The sequence below is a fragment of the Longimicrobium sp. genome, from assembly GCF_036399255.1.
Taxonomy (GTDB): Bacteria; Gemmatimonadota; Gemmatimonadetes; order Longimicrobiales; family Longimicrobiaceae; genus Longimicrobium.
In genome coordinates, this window is sequence record NZ_DASWNM010000026.1 from 187,345 (window position 1) to 204,421 (window position 17,077).

At 72.1% G+C, this 17,077-nt stretch carries 14 protein-coding genes; 6 read left to right on the forward strand and 8 right to left on the reverse strand.

What is annotated here, in order from left to right:
- Nucleotides 1–73 precede the first annotated feature (73 nt).
- The gene (locus VGC13_RS04815; RefSeq protein WP_331124077.1) at nucleotides 74–694 is read right to left on the reverse strand and encodes a hypothetical protein; all 621 of its coding nucleotides are present in this window, start codon (nucleotides 692–694) and stop codon (nucleotides 74–76) included.
- Nucleotides 695–864: 170 nt separating this feature from the next.
- The gene (locus VGC13_RS04820) at nucleotides 865–1,407 is read right to left on the reverse strand and encodes a DUF2179 domain-containing protein (RefSeq protein WP_331124078.1); all 543 of its coding nucleotides are present in this window, start codon (nucleotides 1,405–1,407) and stop codon (nucleotides 865–867) included.
- A gap of 248 nt (nucleotides 1,408–1,655) precedes the next feature.
- On the opposite strand from VGC13_RS04820, the gene VGC13_RS04825 reads away from it, so the two are divergent.
- On the forward strand, nucleotides 1,656–3,335 hold the full coding sequence (locus VGC13_RS04825; protein WP_331124079.1) for a hypothetical protein: 1,680 nt from the start codon (nucleotides 1,656–1,658) through the stop codon (nucleotides 3,333–3,335).
- A 700-nt stretch (nucleotides 3,336–4,035) separates the two neighbouring features.
- Here VGC13_RS04825 and VGC13_RS04830 read toward each other — a convergent pair.
- Nucleotides 4,036–5,682 (reverse strand): glycosyltransferase, encoded by a 1,647-nt coding sequence (locus tag VGC13_RS04830; RefSeq protein WP_331124080.1) that lies wholly within the window; start codon nucleotides 5,680–5,682, stop codon nucleotides 4,036–4,038.
- A 116-nt stretch (nucleotides 5,683–5,798) separates the two neighbouring features.
- Here VGC13_RS04830 and VGC13_RS04835 point away from each other — a divergent pair, with 116 nt between their 5' ends.
- Together VGC13_RS04835 and VGC13_RS04840 are read left to right on the forward strand one after the other, a co-directional pair.
- On the forward strand, nucleotides 5,799–6,599 hold the full coding sequence (locus tag VGC13_RS04835) for a L,D-transpeptidase (protein WP_331124081.1): 801 nt from the start codon (nucleotides 5,799–5,801) through the stop codon (nucleotides 6,597–6,599).
- Nucleotides 6,600–6,908: 309 nt separating this feature from the next.
- Nucleotides 6,909–7,724 carry a L,D-transpeptidase gene (locus VGC13_RS04840; RefSeq protein WP_331124082.1) on the forward strand — a complete coding sequence of 272 codons (816 nt, stop codon included), beginning with the start codon at nucleotides 6,909–6,911 and terminating at the stop codon, nucleotides 7,722–7,724.
- A gap of 300 nt (nucleotides 7,725–8,024) precedes the next feature.
- On the opposite strand, the gene VGC13_RS04845 is transcribed toward VGC13_RS04840, so the two are convergent.
- From VGC13_RS04845 to VGC13_RS04860, 4 genes are all read right to left on the reverse strand, one after another.
- The gene (locus tag VGC13_RS04845) at nucleotides 8,025–9,428 is read right to left on the reverse strand and encodes a M28 family metallopeptidase (RefSeq protein WP_331124083.1); all 1,404 of its coding nucleotides are present in this window, start codon (nucleotides 9,426–9,428) and stop codon (nucleotides 8,025–8,027) included.
- A gap of 409 nt (nucleotides 9,429–9,837) precedes the next feature.
- Entirely contained in the window at nucleotides 9,838–10,092 is a 255-nt protein-coding gene (locus tag VGC13_RS04850; protein WP_331124084.1) for a hypothetical protein, read from the reverse strand.
- Nucleotides 10,093–10,396: 304 nt separating this feature from the next.
- The gene (locus VGC13_RS04855) at nucleotides 10,397–12,889 is read right to left on the reverse strand and encodes a TonB-dependent receptor (protein WP_331124085.1); all 2,493 of its coding nucleotides are present in this window, start codon (nucleotides 12,887–12,889) and stop codon (nucleotides 10,397–10,399) included.
- Nucleotides 12,886–13,956, reverse strand: coding sequence for a FecR family protein (locus tag VGC13_RS04860; protein WP_331124086.1), 1,071 nt, complete (start codon nucleotides 13,954–13,956; stop codon nucleotides 12,886–12,888). The genes VGC13_RS04855 and VGC13_RS04860 overlap by 4 nt, the downstream gene beginning before the upstream one ends.
- A 156-nt stretch (nucleotides 13,957–14,112) precedes the next feature.
- Here VGC13_RS04860 and VGC13_RS04865 point away from each other — a divergent pair, with 156 nt between their 5' ends.
- The 3 genes from VGC13_RS04865 to VGC13_RS04875 all read left to right on the forward strand — a co-directional run bounded on the left by VGC13_RS04865 (nucleotide 14,113) and on the right by VGC13_RS04875 (nucleotide 15,971).
- Nucleotides 14,113–14,661 (forward strand): RNA polymerase sigma-70 factor, encoded by a 549-nt coding sequence (locus VGC13_RS04865; RefSeq protein ID WP_331124087.1) that lies wholly within the window; start codon nucleotides 14,113–14,115, stop codon nucleotides 14,659–14,661.
- Between the two features lie 492 nt (nucleotides 14,662–15,153).
- Nucleotides 15,154–15,465 carry a hypothetical protein gene (locus VGC13_RS04870; RefSeq protein WP_331124088.1) on the forward strand — a complete coding sequence of 104 codons (312 nt, stop codon included), beginning with the start codon at nucleotides 15,154–15,156 and terminating at the stop codon, nucleotides 15,463–15,465.
- Nucleotides 15,462–15,971 carry a GAF domain-containing protein gene (locus VGC13_RS04875; protein ID WP_331124089.1) on the forward strand — a complete coding sequence of 170 codons (510 nt, stop codon included), beginning with the start codon at nucleotides 15,462–15,464 and terminating at the stop codon, nucleotides 15,969–15,971. Before VGC13_RS04870 ends, VGC13_RS04875 begins: the two co-directional genes overlap by 4 nt.
- A gap of 159 nt (nucleotides 15,972–16,130) precedes the next feature.
- Here the strand turns inward: VGC13_RS04875 and VGC13_RS04880 are convergent, their stop codons facing one another.
- Complete coding sequence (locus tag VGC13_RS04880) at nucleotides 16,131–17,006, reverse strand: DUF3800 domain-containing protein (protein ID WP_331124090.1); 876 nt, start codon at nucleotides 17,004–17,006, stop codon at nucleotides 16,131–16,133.
- Nucleotides 17,007–17,077: the final 71 nt, after the last annotated feature.

Here is a 17,077-nt window from a genome sequence, read left to right on the forward strand (position 1 = left end):
GATCGGTGGATGAAAGACGGCGCCCCGCCCGGCGTGGCCGGACGGGGCGATGCGTGCGGATGGACCCGGGGGATCAATCCTCGATCGGGAACGTCCCTGAAACCGGAAAGCCGCAGAAGGTGCCGGCGACGGCCACCCTCTGCGTGGCCGCGTTCAGCTGGGCCGTCACGTCCAGCGTGCAGCGGCCCGACACGTCGCCGCGCGCCCAGGTGAACGCGCCCGTCTCCGTCACCCGCAGCGCGGACAGGCCGCCGGGCCCGGCCGTGGCGTCCATCTCCACGTCGATGTCGGGGTCGCCCGTCATGGTGATGATGCGGCCATCCTCCATGCGGTGCGCGCACCGGTCCGGCGCGGCGGAGACGTCGGCCTGGATGGTGGTGTTCTGGCCCAGGTTGTCGAAGCTCACCGTCGCCGTCCCTTCCACGTCGACGGAGCCGCTGGGGGTGCAGGGCTGCGTTTCCTCGAAGGGGATGGTGATGCTGTTCTCCGCCGTCACCGGCCCCGGCGCCGTGTTGAGCGAAGCGCCGAAGCCGCCGCCCGAGCTGGCCAGCGCGGCCGCCATGCCGAACACGGCGCGGTTGAGCTCGGCCGCTTCGGCCGCGGTCAGCGTGCCGCCGCCGTTGCTGCCGGTGCCGCCGTCGCCGCCACAGGCACCGGCGCTCACGAGAAGGGGGATGAGAAGGAGCTTGCGCATGGAAACGCTCACGGCAGGGGGAATTCGAGGGTACGGGCGCGGCGGGGGATGCCGGCCCTTGCCATGAAAGATACGTACGCCGCCCGAAAAGTTCTACCGTGGCGCACGAAGGGCGCGCCGGACCCGTGCCCGGCGCGCCCCCGCGTCCCGCTCCACCGGCCCCGCGTGGACTACTTGCGCCGGTAGTCGAACATCCAGCCGCGGTGGATGGTGCGCGGCTCCTCGACCGTGACGAAGGCGTCGGGATCCCAGGCGTTCACCTGCGCCAGGGCCAGCGGCAGGTGGCGGCGGCGGAGCACCGCGTAGACCACCTCCATCCGCCCGTCCTTGCCGTACGCGGGAAACTCCGTCACGCCAAAGCCCCGCTCCCGCAGCGCGCTGGCGATCTCGACCCCGCCGTGCGCCGACATCACCCGCAGCGCCGAGACGCCCAGCGCCAGCTTTTCCTCGATCCACAGCCCCACCGCGGCACCCGCCGCGAAGCCCGCCGCGTACCCCAGCAGGTGCGGCGGCGAATCCAGGAACTTGACCGCGTTGCCCACCGCGGTAATCCACACCAGCACCTCGAAGAACCCGATCAGCGGCACCAGCCGCTTGTATCCGCGCACGGAAAGCAGCATGCGCACCGTCGCCAGCCCCACGTCCACGATGCGCAGCGCAAAAATCAGCAGCGGCCCCCAGGCCGATCCGAACATCAGTTCCAGCGTCATCATCCAGCCCTTCCCGCGGCGCGCCAGGCGGCCCGCCGCGCATGCGCTCCGGCAGAAAAGAAACGCGATCCGGCCGGGGAGCGCTCCCGGGCCGGATCGTCAGGTTGTGCATGGCTCTACACCGCAAAGCCCGAAAAGGTGCAGCGGCGTGTCACGATTCCGTTGACGGCACACGTTTCCGGCACTACATATGCGGTCCGTCCGGTCCCCGCCGCGCGTCCCTTGCGGCGTCCACCCTTCCGGAGAGCCCCATGCGCCGAGCCACGCCTCCGTCCCGCCTGCTGGGCGCCGCCGCCCTCACGCTGCTGGCCGCCTGCGCCGACGACAGCGTGCTGACGCCGGCGCCGATCGAAGGGCCCGTGGCGCTTACCCGGCTGGAGTGCGTGGCCAGCGTGCGCACGCAGTCGGTGCGGTGCCAGCCGGGCACGGCCGCCAGCAGCGGCGTGCGCGCCGACCTGATCCTGGGCGGGCAGGGCATCTACGTGCGGCTGGCCAACTCCGGCACCACCTACGACGCCGGCACCGACATCTTCAGCACCTTCGTGACCGTGCAGAACCTGCTGGGCCAGCCCATCGGCACGGAGGACGGCACCACGGCGGACCCGGACGGCATCAAGGTGTTCTTTGCCGAGGGACCGGTGCCCACGCAGGGCGGGGGAACGGTGGAGGTGGTGAACGAGGACGGCAACGCCGTGTTCCTGGGCGCGCAGCAGCCCTTCTTTCGCTACGTGCAGCGGCTGGCCACCGAGCAGACCAGCACCGCGCACGAGTGGCGGTTCTCGGTGCCCGGCGACGTGACGGAGTTCCGCTTTGGCGTCTACGTATCCGCACCCGTGCCGGACGAGCAGGCGCTGGCCCGCATCGACCTGGACCCGCGGACGCTGGCGGTGGGCGGCTTTCATTCGTGCGCGCTCACCAGCGGCGGGCAGGCGTACTGCTGGGGAACCAACGACGACGGGCAGCTGGGACGGGCCGGCGGCCTCGACAGCGTTCCGCAGCCGGTAAGCGGCGGCCACAGCTGGCGCACGCTGACCGCCGGCCGCTACCACACCTGCGGCATCACCACCGACAACGCGGCGTACTGCTGGGGCGACAACCAGACCGGGCAGCTGGGCTACGGCGGCGAGGACGACAGCTCCGTCCCCGTGGCGGTGGCGGGGGGGCGGACGTGGAACCAGCTGGACGCGGGCGCCGGCCACACCTGCGGCGTCACCGCCACCAACGAGGCGTTCTGCTGGGGCGACGGCAGCGCCGGGCAGCGGGGCGCGGGCGACTCCACCTCGGTGGGCACGCCGGTGGTGGTGACGGGCGGGCGGCGGTGGGCCACGGTGGATGCCGGCGGGGACCACAGCTGCGGCGTCACCCTGGGCGGCGCGGCGTACTGCTGGGGCGACGATTCCGCCGGCGAGCTGGGCCGGGGCGTGGGGGCGTCGACCGCCCGGCCGGTGCTGGTGGCCGGCAGCCACTCGTGGCGCTCTCTCAGCGTGGGCGACGACTACGCGTGCGGCGTGACCTCGCTCGACGTGGCGATGTGCTGGGGCAGCGATTCCGCCGGGCAGCTGGGCAACGGCGCGGCGGGGTCGTCGGACGTGCCGGACGCGGTGGAGGGCGGGCTGGAGTGGGCCCGCGTGAGCGCGGGGAGCGAGACCTCGTGCGGCATCACCACCGGCGGGGCGGCGTACTGCTGGGGATTCAACAGCACGGGCGAGATCGGCAACGGCACCAACACGCCCAGCAACGTTCCCACCGTGGTGTCGGGCGGGCAGCTGTGGGTGTCCATCGACAACGGCGACTTCCACACCTGCGGCGTGAACCAGGACGGCGTGGCGCGCTGCTGGGGCGACAACGACCAGGGCCAGCTGGGCAACGGCAACACAGACGACAGCCAGTCCCCCGTGATCGTCACCGGCGGGCACACCTGGGCCCAGTAGCGGCCGCTCTCCTTTTCACGAAACAGCGGGCGTCCTCCGGATCTGGAGGACGCCCGCTGCTTTCTCGTCAGGTACCGAACCCGGGGAAACGCCTGTCATTCCGAGGAAGCGCCCACCCCGGGCTCTCGGGAAGACCGCGGAGCCCGTTGGCGCGACCGAAGAAGCTCCCTCCCCTCGCGCGGAACCCTCTCCCGGGCATCGCCCGGGAACCCGCAGGGCCTGCAGATTCTTCGGACCTGGCACTCATCCCCATCCCAAATCCGCGGAAACACCTGTCATTCTGAGGAAGCGCCCACCCCGGGCTCTCGGGAAAGCCGCGGAGCCAGTGGCGTGACCGAAGAATCTCCCTCCCCTCGCGCGGAACCCTCTCCCGGGCATCGCCCGGGAACCCGCAGGGCCTGCAGATTCTTCGGATCTGGTACTCATCCCCATCCCAAATCGCGGAAACACCTGTCATTCTGAGGAAGCGCCCACCCCAAACTCGCGGGAAAGCCGCGGAGCCAGTGGCGTGACCGAAGAATCTCCCTCCCCTCGCGCGGAACCCTCGCCCGGGCAGAGCCCGGGAACACACCGTGACGGACAGATCCTGCCGTTCCCGACAAAGATTCTTCGGTCGGCGCCATGCTCTTGAGCGTAAAGAGAATCCTGCGCGGCGCCTCCCTCAGAATGACAGGTTTGTCGGACCGGGCATGACAAACGATCAGAGCGCGCTCAGCTCCTCGTGGAGCTTGCGGGCCACGCTGCGCCAGTCGTAGCGGTCGCGGGCCACGCGGTACAGCGCGTCCTTGTGCCGCTCGCCCACCACCAGCGCGGCGGGAACGTGGCTGGCGATGTCGGCCACGGTCTGCCCGGGGTCCGGCGACAGCTTCATGGCGTCCGCGTCGCCCGGGGGGAGCGCGGCGGCCACGGAGTCGATGCTGGCCTTCATCCCCGCGAAGTAGGTGCCCAGCGGAAACGCGCCCGACGCCAGCGCCTCCAGGAACACCAGCGGCCCCGCCTCCTTGACCACCGAGGGAAAGACGGCCACGTCGCAGCAGGGAAACAGGTAGCGCAGCTCGCGGTGCGTCAGGTATCCCGTGAACACCACCCGGTCCGGCCGCACGTGCGCCTGCGCCGCGGCGTAGTACGCGTCCAGCTCGCCGGCGGCCCGCAGCTGCTCCAGGAAGCGCGCCACCTGCGTGAGCTCCGCCCCCTCGCTCTCGCCCTCGGGCGAGCCCTCCAGCTCGCGGCCGCGCGCCACGATGTGCTCCACCATCGCGCGCTCGCCGTGCTCCAGCGCCCACAGCAGCGCCTCCAGCGGCTCGCGCAGGGGGCCGTGCCCCACCACCAGCAGGCGCAGGTCCGGCCGCGCCTGCAGGATCAGCGGCAGCGCGGCCACCACGCTCTGGATCCCCTTGCTGGAGATGAGGCGGCCCACGAACAGCAGGGTGGGGTCGCTCTCCCACCGCACCGCGTCCAGCTTTGCCTCCGCGTCCGCGTCCGGCGCCTTGGCCACGTACTCCGCCCCCGCCGCGGCGAACAGGGCGGCCATCTCCCCCGGCTGCAGGTCGCCGCGCAGCTTGTTGCGCAGCGCCTCGGACTGCGCCGCCGTCCGGCCGCGCTCCACCCCCTCCAGCGTTTCTCCCATCCGCGCGATGGTGGCGCGGCGGTCCGCGCGCTCCACGGGCTCGAACTGGCTGGTGTCCACCCCCAGGTGCAGGCCGGAGAACTTCTGCTCCAGCCCCGGCACCGCGCCCAGGATGCCGCGCACCCGCTCGGCCATCTCGTCGCCGATCACGAACACGCGGCGCGCGTCGGTGAACGCGCTCTCCGCCAGGCGCAGGAAGCGCTCCTGGCGCTTGACGGCGAACTCCAGCGCGCTGCCGTGCGGCATCACCACGTACGGCACCCCCGTCGCGCGGCTCACCCGCTGCGCGACGACGGACATCAGCACCGCGTGGTTGGCGTGCATGGCCGTGATGCCGTTCTCCTCCACGATCCGCCGCAGCGCCCGCTCGTTGCGCGCCACGTACGCCTCGACCTCCTCGTCCGACAGGTCCACCATGGGCACCACGCGGGGAAACTCCTCGTAGCGGTCCCACACGTACACGGGGAGCGTTTCGCCCAGGTCGGGCTTGTGCAGCACGCAGCAGCCGGGGTGCACGCCCTCGCGGCGATAGAACGTCTCCACGGTGCCGTCTTCGTGGTACCGGCGGGCCTCGGTGATGAAGTCGTAGACCTCGGGGTGGTTCTCCTGCGCCATCAGGTGCACGTTGTGCCCCTCGCGGCACAGCGACTCCACGATGGAGCGCGTCCACAGGTTGCTTCCCGAGCCTTCGAGCAGGTAGCCGTGCAGAATGCAGATCATGGTGTCTCGCCGCGCGTGAATGGGAGCCGCTCCTGTTCGCAAGGGTGCGGCCACCACCACCGCGCGCGCACGCACCTTGCTTGGCGCGCCCCCCACAATCCTAACGGGAGACGAGGATGAGAGGACTGATGGGGACGGCGCTCGCCGCGGCCATGCTGGCACTGGGCGCGTGCGGCGGGAACGACGAGGGCGGAGAGCCGGCGGACGGCGGGTCGGCGCAGACCGCGCCCGCGCAGACGGTGCAGGTGGATTCGCAGCAGGCGCAGCCCGCGCCCGCCCCGGCGCTTCCGCCGCCGGACCTGCGGCTGGAGGTGAACGTCGCCGAGCGCGAGCTGTACGTGTACCGCAACGACCAGCGCATCGCCACGCACCCGGTGGCGGTGGGCACCAGCGAGTGGCCCACGCGCACCGGCGAGTGGACCATTGGCCAGGTGATCTTCAACCCGCGCTGGACGCCGCCCACGGACGAGAGCTGGGCAAAGGACGAAGAGGTCAAGGAGCCGGGCGCGGCCGACAACCCGCTGGGCCGCGCGCAGCTGGTGTACGACGCGCCGCGCAGCATCCATGGCACCAACGAGCCCGAGTCGCTGGGCAAGGCCGAGTCGCACGGCTCCATCCGCATCGCCAACGACGTGGCGGTGCGGCTGGCGCGGATGGTGATGGAGGCCGGCGGCGCGTCGCGGGACGAGTCGTTCTTCCAGCAGGTGCGCGACAACCGCCGCGAGCGGGTGGAGGTCGCCATCCCCAACCCCATCCCCATCCGCGTGGTCGCCGGCGGATCGGGAGGATCAGGAGGATCGGGAGGATCGGGAGGATCGGGAGGATCGGATGATGGGGACGACGGCGAGTCGTCCGGCGGCGGCGAGAAGGGCAAGTCGGGCGAGAAGTCCAAGTCCGGCTCCGGATCCAGCCGCTGATCCACGCCGACGGATGATGAACGGTCCGGGAGAGCACGCCGCTCTCCCGGGCCGTTTCCGTTTGTCCGACGGATCGGGTCACCTGCCCCGGGTCATCCGCACCATGTGTGCGGCACGATCCACGCACATATTCCCCCTTACGAGGCAGGGATGCCCGGGGCGCGGAAACGCAGACGGTGAAACACGTTGCCGCCACCCCTCGTACTCTCGGGCCACGCCGGCGGATGTGATTCCGCAGCGCAGCGGACGAAGCGGTCCCGGGCAGGTCCCGGCCAAACGCGGTCCGCAACATCGAACCGATAGCGAAGAATGATCTCGATCCGTCAGGTGGCACCCGCGCTGCTTGCCCTCTCCACCGCCGCCGCCGCCCCCGCGCGGGCGCAGACGCAGGCGCCCATGGAGATCGTGGTCAACATTCCCGCCGGGCGGCTGGACGTGCTGCAGGGCGGCGAGCGCGTCCGCAGCTACCCCGTGTCGGTGGGGCTGCCGCGCTACGCCACCCCCACGGGCCAGGCGGGGATCCAGCGGCTGGTGTGGAACCCGTCGTGGACGCCGCCCGAGAGCGACTGGGCGCGCGACGAGAAGCCGGCCGCGCCGGGGTGGAACAACCCCATGGGGCGGGTGAAGATGCACCTGTTCCGCGACTACTACGTGCACGGCACGCCCGCGCGCAACGAGCGCAGCCTGGGCCGTCCGGCGTCGCACGGGTGCATCCGGATGCGCAACGAGGACGTGATGGAGCTGGCCCGGCTGGTGCTGCGGGCCGACGGCGCGCCGGTGAGCGACTCCACCCTCGACCAGCTGGCCGCCAACCCGGGACGCACGCGCGAGATGCGCCTCTCCGGCCGGGTGCGGCTGCGCATCGAGTACCGGCTGGCGGAGCTGGAGCAGGACTCGGTGGCGCTGCACCCCGACGTGTACGCCCGCGCCGCCGCCGGCTACGCCGACCGCGTGCGCCAGGAGCTGGCCGCGCTGGGGCAGGACCCGTCGGTGGTGGAGCAGATGGCGATCACCCGCTCGCCCGGCTCGGCGCTCCGCATCGCCCGCTCGGGCGCCGCGCCGATCCGCCGGGTGCCCGGCGCGCCGGCGACCGGCGCCGCGGAGGTGGTCGCGGTCCTGCGGTAAGGGGGAGAGGGAATAGGGAACAGGGAATTAGGGAATAGCCAGCAACGGCAAAGTCCCGCCCGAAGATGACAGCGCGCGCCCGCCGATCCCGGCTGGCGCGCTCTTCATTGGACGGGGTGCTCGCGAGTTCCTTCACACAGAGGCCGCGGAGTCAGCGAGACCGAACTCCGCTGACCCCGTGTGATTTCCCCGCCTGCTGCGCGCACCCTTGCTCACGGAACTGGGCCAGCAGTAGCGGCTCCGGCCTGCCGTTGCCGGCTGTCCCCTATTCCCTATTCTCTATTCCCTATTCCCTATTCCCTATTCCCTATTCCCTGGCGCGGTACCGAACGGAATGCGCTCCGGCATCTCGGCGGCCACGTACGCCATCACGGCCATGGCGGCCACGGAGCGGGCCACGTCGCGCGGGTCCAGCTTGTCGGGCGTGTCGGCAGAAGTGTGGTGGTACCAGAAGTAGCGGCTGCCGTCCACCTCCAGCCCCATCCCCGGCACGCCCAGCGCCATGATGGGCCCGATGTCGGCCCCGCCGCCGCCGCGCGTCACGCTGTCCGCGCCGATGGGCGCCAGCAGCGCGCCGATCTGCCGCAGCACCTCGAAGGCGGCGTCCGTCCCCGTGAAGCCGAAGCCGCGCGGCGCAAAGACACCCGCGTCGGATTCGATGGCCAGCACGTGGTTGGCGATCTCCGCGCGGTGCGCGTCGCGGTAGGCGTTGCCGCCGCGCAGGCCGTTTTCTTCGTTGGTCCACAGCACCACGCGAATGGTGCGGCGCGGACGCAGGCCGAGCACCTTCATCAGCCGCACCGCCTCCCACGCGGCCACGCACCCGCCCGCATCGTCCATCGCCCCCGGCGACACGTCCCACGAGTCGATGTGCCCGCCGATCACCACCACCTCGTCGGGCAGCTCGCGCCCGCGGATCTCGGCCACCACGTTGCGCGAGGGCGCGTCGGGCAGGGTGTGCGCCTCCATCCGCAGCCGGACGCGCGGGCGGTCGCCGCGCTCCTGCATCCGCCGCAGCATCATGGCGTCTTCCATCGACAGCGCCGCCGCGGGGATCTGCCGCACGCTGTCGGCGTAGCGCATCCCCCCCGTGTGCGGCGTCTGCATGCCGAACGGCCCCACCGAGCGGATCAGGCTGGCCACCGCGCCCGCGCGCGCCGCGGCGATGGCGCCGGTGCCGCGGTACTGCACCGTCTCGCCATAGCTGGTGAAGGGGACGTCGAACAGGACGATGCGGCCGCGCGCCTCCGCCGCCCGGCGCTGCAGTTCGTCGAAGCTGCCCACCACCAGCACCTCGGCCTCGATCCCCTCGGCCGGCGTGCCGATGCTGCCGCCCAGCCCCAGCATGTGCAGTTCCGTCTCGCGCGGGGCCAGCAGGGTGGCGGATTCGCGGCCGCGCACCCAGCGGGGCACCATCACCGGCTCGGCGTGCACGTTCTCCAGCCCGTCGGCCCGCATCTGCGCCAGCACCCAGTCGATGGCGCGCTCCAGCTCGGGCGTGCCGCTGAACCGCGGCCCAAAGCGGTCCACCAGCTCGGCGATGCGGTTCCACGCCGCGCTGTCGGCCGTGGCCGCGCGGATCAGGCTGTCCGCCGCGGGCCGGTACCGCGCAACGTCCTGCGCCGCCGCCGGTACTGTGGCGAGTGCGGCGGCCGCGATGGAGAGGATAAAGAGACGATGGCGCAGGCGCATGGGCGGATGCATGTCGGGTTCAGGTCGGGGACGACGGCGGCCAGCTTACATCTTTGCGACTTACAGACGTGTAACTTACAAAGATGGAAGTCAGCAGGCGAAGAGTGTGTTAAGGAATCAGCGTAGTCGCTTTGACTTCCTGAGGGAGGCGCCGCGCCTAACCCGCTGCCACGAAAAAACTTGGCGCCGACCGAAGGATCTGGCAGGCAGTACGCATGGGCTGGATCGCAACTCGGGATCCGGCCCCACCGTGTCCGAGAGCAGATCCTTCGGTCGCGCGCCACCAATTGTGTATCTTCCGATTTCTTCGTGTGCGCTCCCCCAGGAAGTCAGGCGCCTCCAGCCGCTCCGAAAGCGCCGGGCACGAAAAGGCCGCCCGTACGTTTCGGGCGGCCTTCTGCTGATTGCGTGCAAATCGTGATCAGGCGCTGGTGACGACGACGCTCTGGATGATCTTGCCCTTGCGGACGATGGCGTAGCCGCTGTGCTTGCCCAGCCGCTTCCACGTGTTGGAGGGGTTGGCGAACGCCCACACCTCGTCCCCCTCCACCGCCTGCGCCTTGAGCTTTTCCCATTCCCTGCGGATGCGCAGCGCCGGCATGGGCGGAAGGTCGCGGTGCTCCGGGATGGGCCGGTTCTCCACCCGCACCGTCAGCCAGTCGGACGGAATCTTCATCGATTCATCTGGTTCGGAGACCGGGACAGGGAGTTGGGCAGATCCGCGGCCGCTTCCTGGCCCCACAGGTCGAGTTCTGAAGACGGAAGTGGATCGAAGAACGAGTCCGGCACCATCACCTGCCCTTGCAGCGATCCCCGCTGCCGGGGCTGCCCAGCCCTGGCTGAGTGAGCAATCGGCTCCGCCTCCTCGCGCTGCTGAGGCGGCTTTGGACTGTGCATGGAGGGCGCTCCGAAGGGCGAAGGGACGATCCACCAAGTGTAACGCCCGCCGGCCGATCGCTCCAGAGCCGGCCGGGATGGATTCAGAACGCCGCGCGAAGTCCCAGCATGAGGGTGCGGCCGGGGACGACGGTGACGTTGTCGGGCTCACCCTGCTGGCGGTCCAGCAGGTTGTAGCCGGTCAGCACCAGCGTGGTGCCGCGGGGCAGCGCCAGCGTGGCGTTGGCGTTCAGCCGCGTGACGCCCGCGTACGCCCGCCAGTAGCCGCGCAGATGCGCGCCCGCCAGCCCGCCGGCGTCCGTGCCGGACGCAAAGTCCCGCGCCAGCGCCAGGCGGTCGTAGTTGATCCAGTCGGCGGCGCGGTGGGCCGTCACCGACGCGGACCAGCGGCGCTCCGTCCACGCCGCCGTTCCGCTGAGCGTGAGCGCGGGCACCTCCAGCATCCGGTCGCCGGCGCGCAGGTCCCCGCCGTAGCCGGGGGCCAGGCGGCGCACGCGGCTGTCCACCCCCGCCGCCGCCGCCTCGAGCGACAGCCGCCCCAGCCGCGCGGCGCCCTGCATCTCCCACCCGCGGTTGGAGATCTGCCCCACGTTCTGCAGCGCGTACGAGGTGCGGCGCGGCATCCCCCCGGCCGTATCCCACGGCAGCGCGACCCGCTGGATGAGCCCGGATGCCAGCTGGTCGTACACCGTGGCCTGCAGCGTGGCGCCGCCATACGCCAGGTCGAACCCGCCCTCTACCCCCGACTGCCGCTCCGGCGACAGCTCCGGCCCCCGCCACTGGCGCGAGCCCACCCACGCGTGGTCGCGGCCGGGGGTGCGCGTGGGGCGAATGCCGCTGCCGTACGCCGCCCGCAGCTTGAGCGACGCGCCCCCCACGCCGGTGACGTACGCGGCGCCCACCACGGGAAGCGCGTGGCGGCCGGTCCCCGCGAACCCCTCGTTGCGCTCCACGCGCAGGCCGCCGGTCAGGTGCAGCCGGTCGTCCAGCGCGGCGGCGCCCTGCGCCACCACGCCGCTGCGCTGCGTCCAGCTTACGGTGGGAAAGCCGCGGGGCGGCGCGGGCTCGCCGGGCGCCGCGGGCGCCTCCGGCGGGGCCACCTCTTCGCGCAGCACCGAGTGCTCGGTCGCCAGCGTAAGCGTCAGCGCCGTCCGCGCGCCCGCGTCCCAGCGCCCCACGCTGCTCACGCGCAGGGTGCCGCGGTCCGCGCCGCCGGCCGCGCCGCGCAGCGGGTCCTGCGCGGCGCCGGGAACGGGGGTGCGCTCGTCCACCACCCCGCTCAGCCGGTCGCCGTCGATGCCGGCGGTGAACGAGTGCGTCCACCGCCCCTCGGGCACCAGGCGCACGGTCCCGCCCACCGTGTACTGGCGCAGCCCCTGCCGCTCGGAGGCGGCGAGCGCCTGCAGGCTGTCGCCCCGCGGGCCGATCGCCGCGGTGAGCAGCGGGTTGCGCACGGAGCCGGCGCGGGCGGCGTAGAAGCGGGCGATGCCGGTGACGATGCTGCGCGCCCCCACCTGCCGGGCGCCCGCGCTGGCCAGCACGTATCCGCCCTCTCCGCCGGGAAGGTAGTCGCCCACGGTGCCAAGGCCCACGTCCACCCCGGCGGAGCGCAGGCTGGTCCCCGTGCGCAGCGCCACGGCGTGCTCCTGCGAAAGTGCGCGGCCGGTGGCGAACTCGCTGGCCGCCGTCCCCACGCTTCCCCGCACCCGCAGGCGCGAGGCGCCGGTGTCGGTGCCCTCGTGTTTGGTGATGATGTTGACCACGCCGCTGATGGCGTCGATGCCGTACAGCGCGGCGCCCTGCGGCCCGCGGATCACCTCGATGCGCTCCACGGCCTCGGGGGCGATCTGCGTCACCAGCAGGGGATTCGCGACCTCGATGCCGTCGATGAACACCTTGGGCGCGCTTACCCCGAACGAGCTGGCGCCGCGGATGCTGCCGTAGCGCGCCATCAGGCTGGACGGCGGCTGCTCCCATCCCCACGGCCCGGCCGCGCCGGCGTTCAGCAGGCGGGTGAGGGGGACCGTCCCCTGGCGCTCCATCTGCTGCGCACCCACCACGTCCAGCGCAAAGGGCAGCGCGCGCTGGGGCGCCCCGCCCGCGCTGCCGGTGACCACGATGCGGTCCAGCGGCACCACGCGGCTGAACTCCTCCTCCGCCTCGTCCGCATCGGCCGGAGACGAACGGCGGAGGGCGAGCACCACGTGGTCCGCGCCGGCCACCACCGGCTCCAGCGGCGTGCCCTGCAGCAGCTCCGCCAGCGCGTCGCCCAGCGTACGCGACAGCGACGAGACGCAGACGCGCTGGTCCAGCGGCAGCAGCTGGGCGCTGTACGAAATGCGGATGCCGGTGGTGGCGGAGAGCTGGTCCAGCGCGTCGCGCAGGGAAAGGTCGCGCGCGCGGAACTCCACGGCGCGGTTCAGCGGCGGCGCCCAGCCGCGGGAAGAGGAGGATGCGGCGGACTGCGGCTCCGCGCGGCAGGGGGCGTCCGCGTACGCGGGCGTGCCGGCGGCGCACGCGAGCACCGCCAGCACGCACGCGTACGCGCACGACCGCGCCGCGCGAGGCGCCCTCACCGCGGCGCTCCCGGGGACGCGGCGCGGAACACCGCGGTGTCGCCGCGCATCGTCACCTCCGCGCCGAGGGCCAGGCCCACCACGCGCAGCACGTCGCCGGGCGGCTCGCCCTGGAAGGAGGCCGTCAGCCGCCGCGTGGCCACCGTCGCATCGCCCGCGCGCAGGTGCAGCCCGTACCAGCGGCGCAGCTCCGCCGCCACTTGGCCGAAGGGCGCGTCGCGAAAGACCAGGCGGCCCTGCGTCCACGCCACATCGTCCGCCGTCGCCACGGCGCGCTCGGCCTGGATGCGGCCGGCGGCCAGCGTCCCCCGGTCCCCCTGCCGCAGCACCACCGCCTCGTCCTCCCGCGCCTCCCCCGTGCCCAGGGCGACGGCGCCCTGGGTGACCACCACGCGCACGCCGGCCGCGGAATCCGCCTGCACGGAGAAGGTGGTGCCAAGGTCGCGCACCCACGCCCCGCCCGCGCGCACGGTGAACGGCCGCGCCTCGTCGTGCGGCACGTCGAACATCGCTTCGCCCCGCAGCTCCACCTGCCGCGCCTCCCTTCCGTAGTCCCTGGCGAGCGTCAGCCGGCTGTCGGGGCCCAGGATCACCATCGTCCCATCCCCCAGCCGTACGGTGTCGCGCTGCCCGACGCCGGTGGCGAACGAAACCGGCGGCCGGGCGCTTCCGGGGCCCGTCATCATCCGCCACGTGAACCAGCCCACGCCCAGCAGCAGGACGATGGCCGCCGCCGCGCGCAGCCACGGCGCCGGCATCCGTCGCGGCGCGGGCGCGGCGCGGCGGGCGGGGGCGCGGAAGGGGATGACGGGCGTCTCGGGCGCGTCCATGCGGGCGTGCACGCCGCGCAGCGCCGCCTCCACGTCCAGCCCGGCGGGGGGCGCGGACGCGCGGTCCAGCGTGGTGTCCAGCGCGCTCAGCACGTCGTGGCGGGACCGGTCCCGGGCCAGCCAGGCGCGCACGGCGTCCGCTTCCTCCGCCGGGCTTTCGCCGGCCAGAAAGCGGGCCAATGCCTCCCAGTCCACCTGCGCGCTGCCCGTGACGGGCCCCTCGTCTCCGTTCTCCATGCTCCTCAAGACACGCGACGCGGGCCGCACCCTTACCCGGCCCCGTGGATACGCGGGCGGGACTGCCGCTGTTCCGAGCGCCCCCGCAATGCTAACCTCCCTGTGCACGCGCGCAAAGGGAGCCGCGTCCGTCCCGACGACCCTCATCCGCCACACGTGACCGACCGCGAGCTCCTCGACCGTCTTCGCCAGGGCGACCGCGACGCCTTCGACGCGATCTTCCGCGCGCACTACCCGGCCGCCGTGGCGGTGGCCGAGCGCATCGCGGGCGAGCGCGCCGTGGCCGAGGAGGTGGGGCAGGACGTGATGCTGGAGCTGTGGCGCCGCCGCGACACGGTCTCCGTAAATGAGTCGCTGCGCGCGTATCTCGTCCGCGCCGCCCGCAACCGCGCCCTCAACCACCTGCGCCACGAGCGGATGAAGGTGCGCACCGCCCCCCACGCCGCGGGCGAGACGGTAAGCCAGCCGGATGCCCCCGCGCGGCTGGCCGAGGAGGAGATCGACGCCGCCGTGCGCGCCGCGGTGGGCGCGCTGCCGGAGCGCTGCCGCGAGGTCTTCGAATTGAGCCGCGGCCAGGGCCTTCGCTACGCCGAGATCGCCGGCGTGATGGGAATCTCGGTGAAGACGGTGGAGGCGCAGATGGGCAAAGCGCTGCGGATGCTGCGCGAGCGCCTGGCGCCGTGGCTGCCGGCGGGGGAACCGTGAGGTGAAGGGGTGAAGGGGTGATGGGGTGATGGGGTGAACGGGTGATGGGGTGAACGGGTGATGGGGTGAAACGGGTGATGGGGTGAGCGGGTGGATCGGCGCGGGTGCGGCACGACGGGTTCGGTGCCGCGCCTCCGCCACACGGGCTAAAGCCCGCGGCTGGAAATGCCACAAGCCCCGTCTCGGCTCGCTGTCGCTCGCCGAACGGGGCTTCACCTGCCCGGGTGCGGAAGGGCCGGCCCGCCAGGATGCCTGGGCGCGCACTTCGGGTTCCGGCTCCTCCACTGCAGGCCAGCCCGCGAAGGCGGACTTCGTGTGGTTGTTGCAGCGAATTCATTCGCCATCGCGGCCCCCGGCACCGGCCGCTCCGCCTCACACCCGTTCACCCCTTCACCCCTTCACCCGCTCACCCGCTCACCACGCATCCGGGTGGACAGGAAGGCTCGTACAACGTACATCTAGGCTTTCCATCCAACACCAGCCCCCGGAACGATGCTGTCACCCCCATCCAGCCCGCCGCGCCTGCCGGGCTACGACCTGCAGGAGCCCACCGAGGCCGACGCGCGCGCGTCGCTGCAGCGCGTCTTTGGCCCCGAGCGCGGGGAAGAGCGCTGGGCCAGCGCCTGCCGCGACGTGGGGCTGGCCGCCGGCCGCGTGCACGGCACCGCGCAGCTGCAGCGCGTGGCGCAGGCGCTGGCCGCGCAGGGCGGGCCCGCCGCCGCCGTGGCGCGCTCCGTGGAAATCCGCATGCGCACGTACGCCCGACTCGCGGCCAGCGCCGCCACCCCCGGAGGAGCGCGATGAACGCCGCCGACCCCCTGTACGACGAGGCGCGGCTCCGGGAGATCGTGGAGCTGGACCTGCTTGCCCCCGACGTGGACCCGCTGCTGCAGGACGTTGCCGCCCAGGCCGCGGCGCGCCTGGGGCTTCCCGTGTCGCTGATCAGCGTGGTGCTGGACGAGGCGCTGCACGTGGCCGGCTTTCACGGCCCCGACGGGCTGTGGCTGGACGAAACGCGCGGCCACCCGGTGGAGTGGTCGTTCTGCGCCACCTCCGTGCGCACCCGCGACGCCTTCGTGGTCGAGGACGCCGCGGTGCACCCCTACCATCGCACCAACCCCCTGGTGACGCAGGACGGCGTGCGGTGCTACGCCGGCGTGCCGCTGATCTCGTCACGCGGGTACGTGCTGGGCAACCTGTGCGTGGTGGGCATGGAGCAGCGCCCGTTCTCCGAGAACGACGTCACCGTCCTCCGCGACCTGGCCGCCGAAGCCGTCCGCCGCATCGAGCAGCGCCGCGTCCACGCTTGAGGGTTTCGGTGGATGGAAACGGGGCGGAGCACCGGTCGTGCTCCGCCCCGCTCTTTCGGAAGGACCGGCCACGGAGGGATTGACACTCCAGTCCACCGCGATTAGACTTGTCGTCGGAGGCTTTGCAGCGGCGCTCGCCCTGCATTGCCTTTTTTCTTTTTATCCCCCTCCGGCTTCTTCGCGCGCACGCAGGTCGTTGATCAGCGCGAAGCTCCAGATGACGAACTGCGGATTCCCCATCCGCTCGCGAATTGCGCGATGGCGTAGCTGGCAGACCCGGTCCACCAGCCCCTTCAGCTCCGCGCGAGCCGGCTCCGTCATCCCCGGAAGCCGGAATCCCCACGACAGGATGTACGCGACCAGATCGGCGATCTGAACGCCGGTCGTCAGCTCGCTGTGCACGAAGAACGGTTCGGGGATGATCTGCGACGCGCGCGTGCGGCCCTTCCACGTCGCCTGGAAGTAGCGGTTCATCTGTTCGATGAGCAGGTGGCTCTGGATGCGCTCCAGCTCGTCGAAGACCACCAGCCCGAGTGCCTCCCGGTCGGTATCTTCCAGAAAGTAGAAGTACCGCTCGAAGAGGTACGCGTAGTCCTTCCGCAGAAAGTCCATCCCCGCGGGACGCGGCGCATCCGCCGAGATCACGCTGGCGAATGCCCTGCACCGGAACCGCGCGCAGATCTCCAGCGCCTCCTCCACGTACGCGAGCTTTGCCTGCGCCAGCGCCGTCAGCTGCCACCTGCCGGCGTCGGCCCCGTTCGCGAGGCACGCCGCGGCAAGCTCGCGGCGTTCATCCGGCTCGATCGGCGGCAGTTGCGCGGCCAGCCGGAAGGTCTTTGCCTTCAGGAGCTTCTTGGCCTTCAGCTCCCCCCGGTCCGCGGTGTACCGCACGCCAAAGTGCCTGAGCTCCGCGTCCCGGAGCGCCTGGATCAGGTTCCACAGCTCCTGGTCCCTGACCGCTACACCCGCGAGCACCTCGTACGGCGATTCCCGCCGGTCCTGGCCACTCTCGTCGATGAACAGGAAGTACGCCATCCGATTTCTGCCTGGAAGAAGGCGGAGACCACAGGTGTCGTTCCCGTCAACGTAATCGGAGTGAACAGCAT

Coding starts and splice junctions, on each gene's coding strand:
- VGC13_RS04860 (WP_331124086.1), bottom strand. CDS start 13,956: ATGGAGAACGGAGACGAGGGGCCCGTCACGGGCAGCGCGCAGGTGGAC.
- VGC13_RS04870 (WP_331124088.1), top strand. CDS start 15,154: ATGCTGTCACCCCCATCCAGCCCGCCGCGCCTGCCGGGCTACGACCTG.
- VGC13_RS04850 (WP_331124084.1), bottom strand. CDS start 10,092: ATGAAGATTCCGTCCGACTGGCTGACGGTGCGGGTGGAGAACCGGCCC.
- VGC13_RS04840 (WP_331124082.1), top strand. CDS start 6,909: ATGATCTCGATCCGTCAGGTGGCACCCGCGCTGCTTGCCCTCTCCACC.
- VGC13_RS04845 (WP_331124083.1), bottom strand. CDS start 9,428: ATGCATCCGCCCATGCGCCTGCGCCATCGTCTCTTTATCCTCTCCATC.
- VGC13_RS04880 (WP_331124090.1), bottom strand. CDS start 17,006: ATGGCGTACTTCCTGTTCATCGACGAGAGTGGCCAGGACCGGCGGGAA.
- VGC13_RS04820 (WP_331124078.1), bottom strand. CDS start 1,407: ATGATGACGCTGGAACTGATGTTCGGATCGGCCTGGGGGCCGCTGCTG.
- VGC13_RS04875 (WP_331124089.1), top strand. CDS start 15,462: ATGAACGCCGCCGACCCCCTGTACGACGAGGCGCGGCTCCGGGAGATC.
- VGC13_RS04815 (WP_331124077.1), bottom strand. CDS start 694: ATGCGCAAGCTCCTTCTCATCCCCCTTCTCGTGAGCGCCGGTGCCTGT.
- VGC13_RS04825 (WP_331124079.1), top strand. CDS start 1,656: ATGCGCCGAGCCACGCCTCCGTCCCGCCTGCTGGGCGCCGCCGCCCTC.
- VGC13_RS04830 (WP_331124080.1), bottom strand. CDS start 5,682: ATGATCTGCATTCTGCACGGCTACCTGCTCGAAGGCTCGGGAAGCAAC.
- VGC13_RS04835 (WP_331124081.1), top strand. CDS start 5,799: ATGAGAGGACTGATGGGGACGGCGCTCGCCGCGGCCATGCTGGCACTG.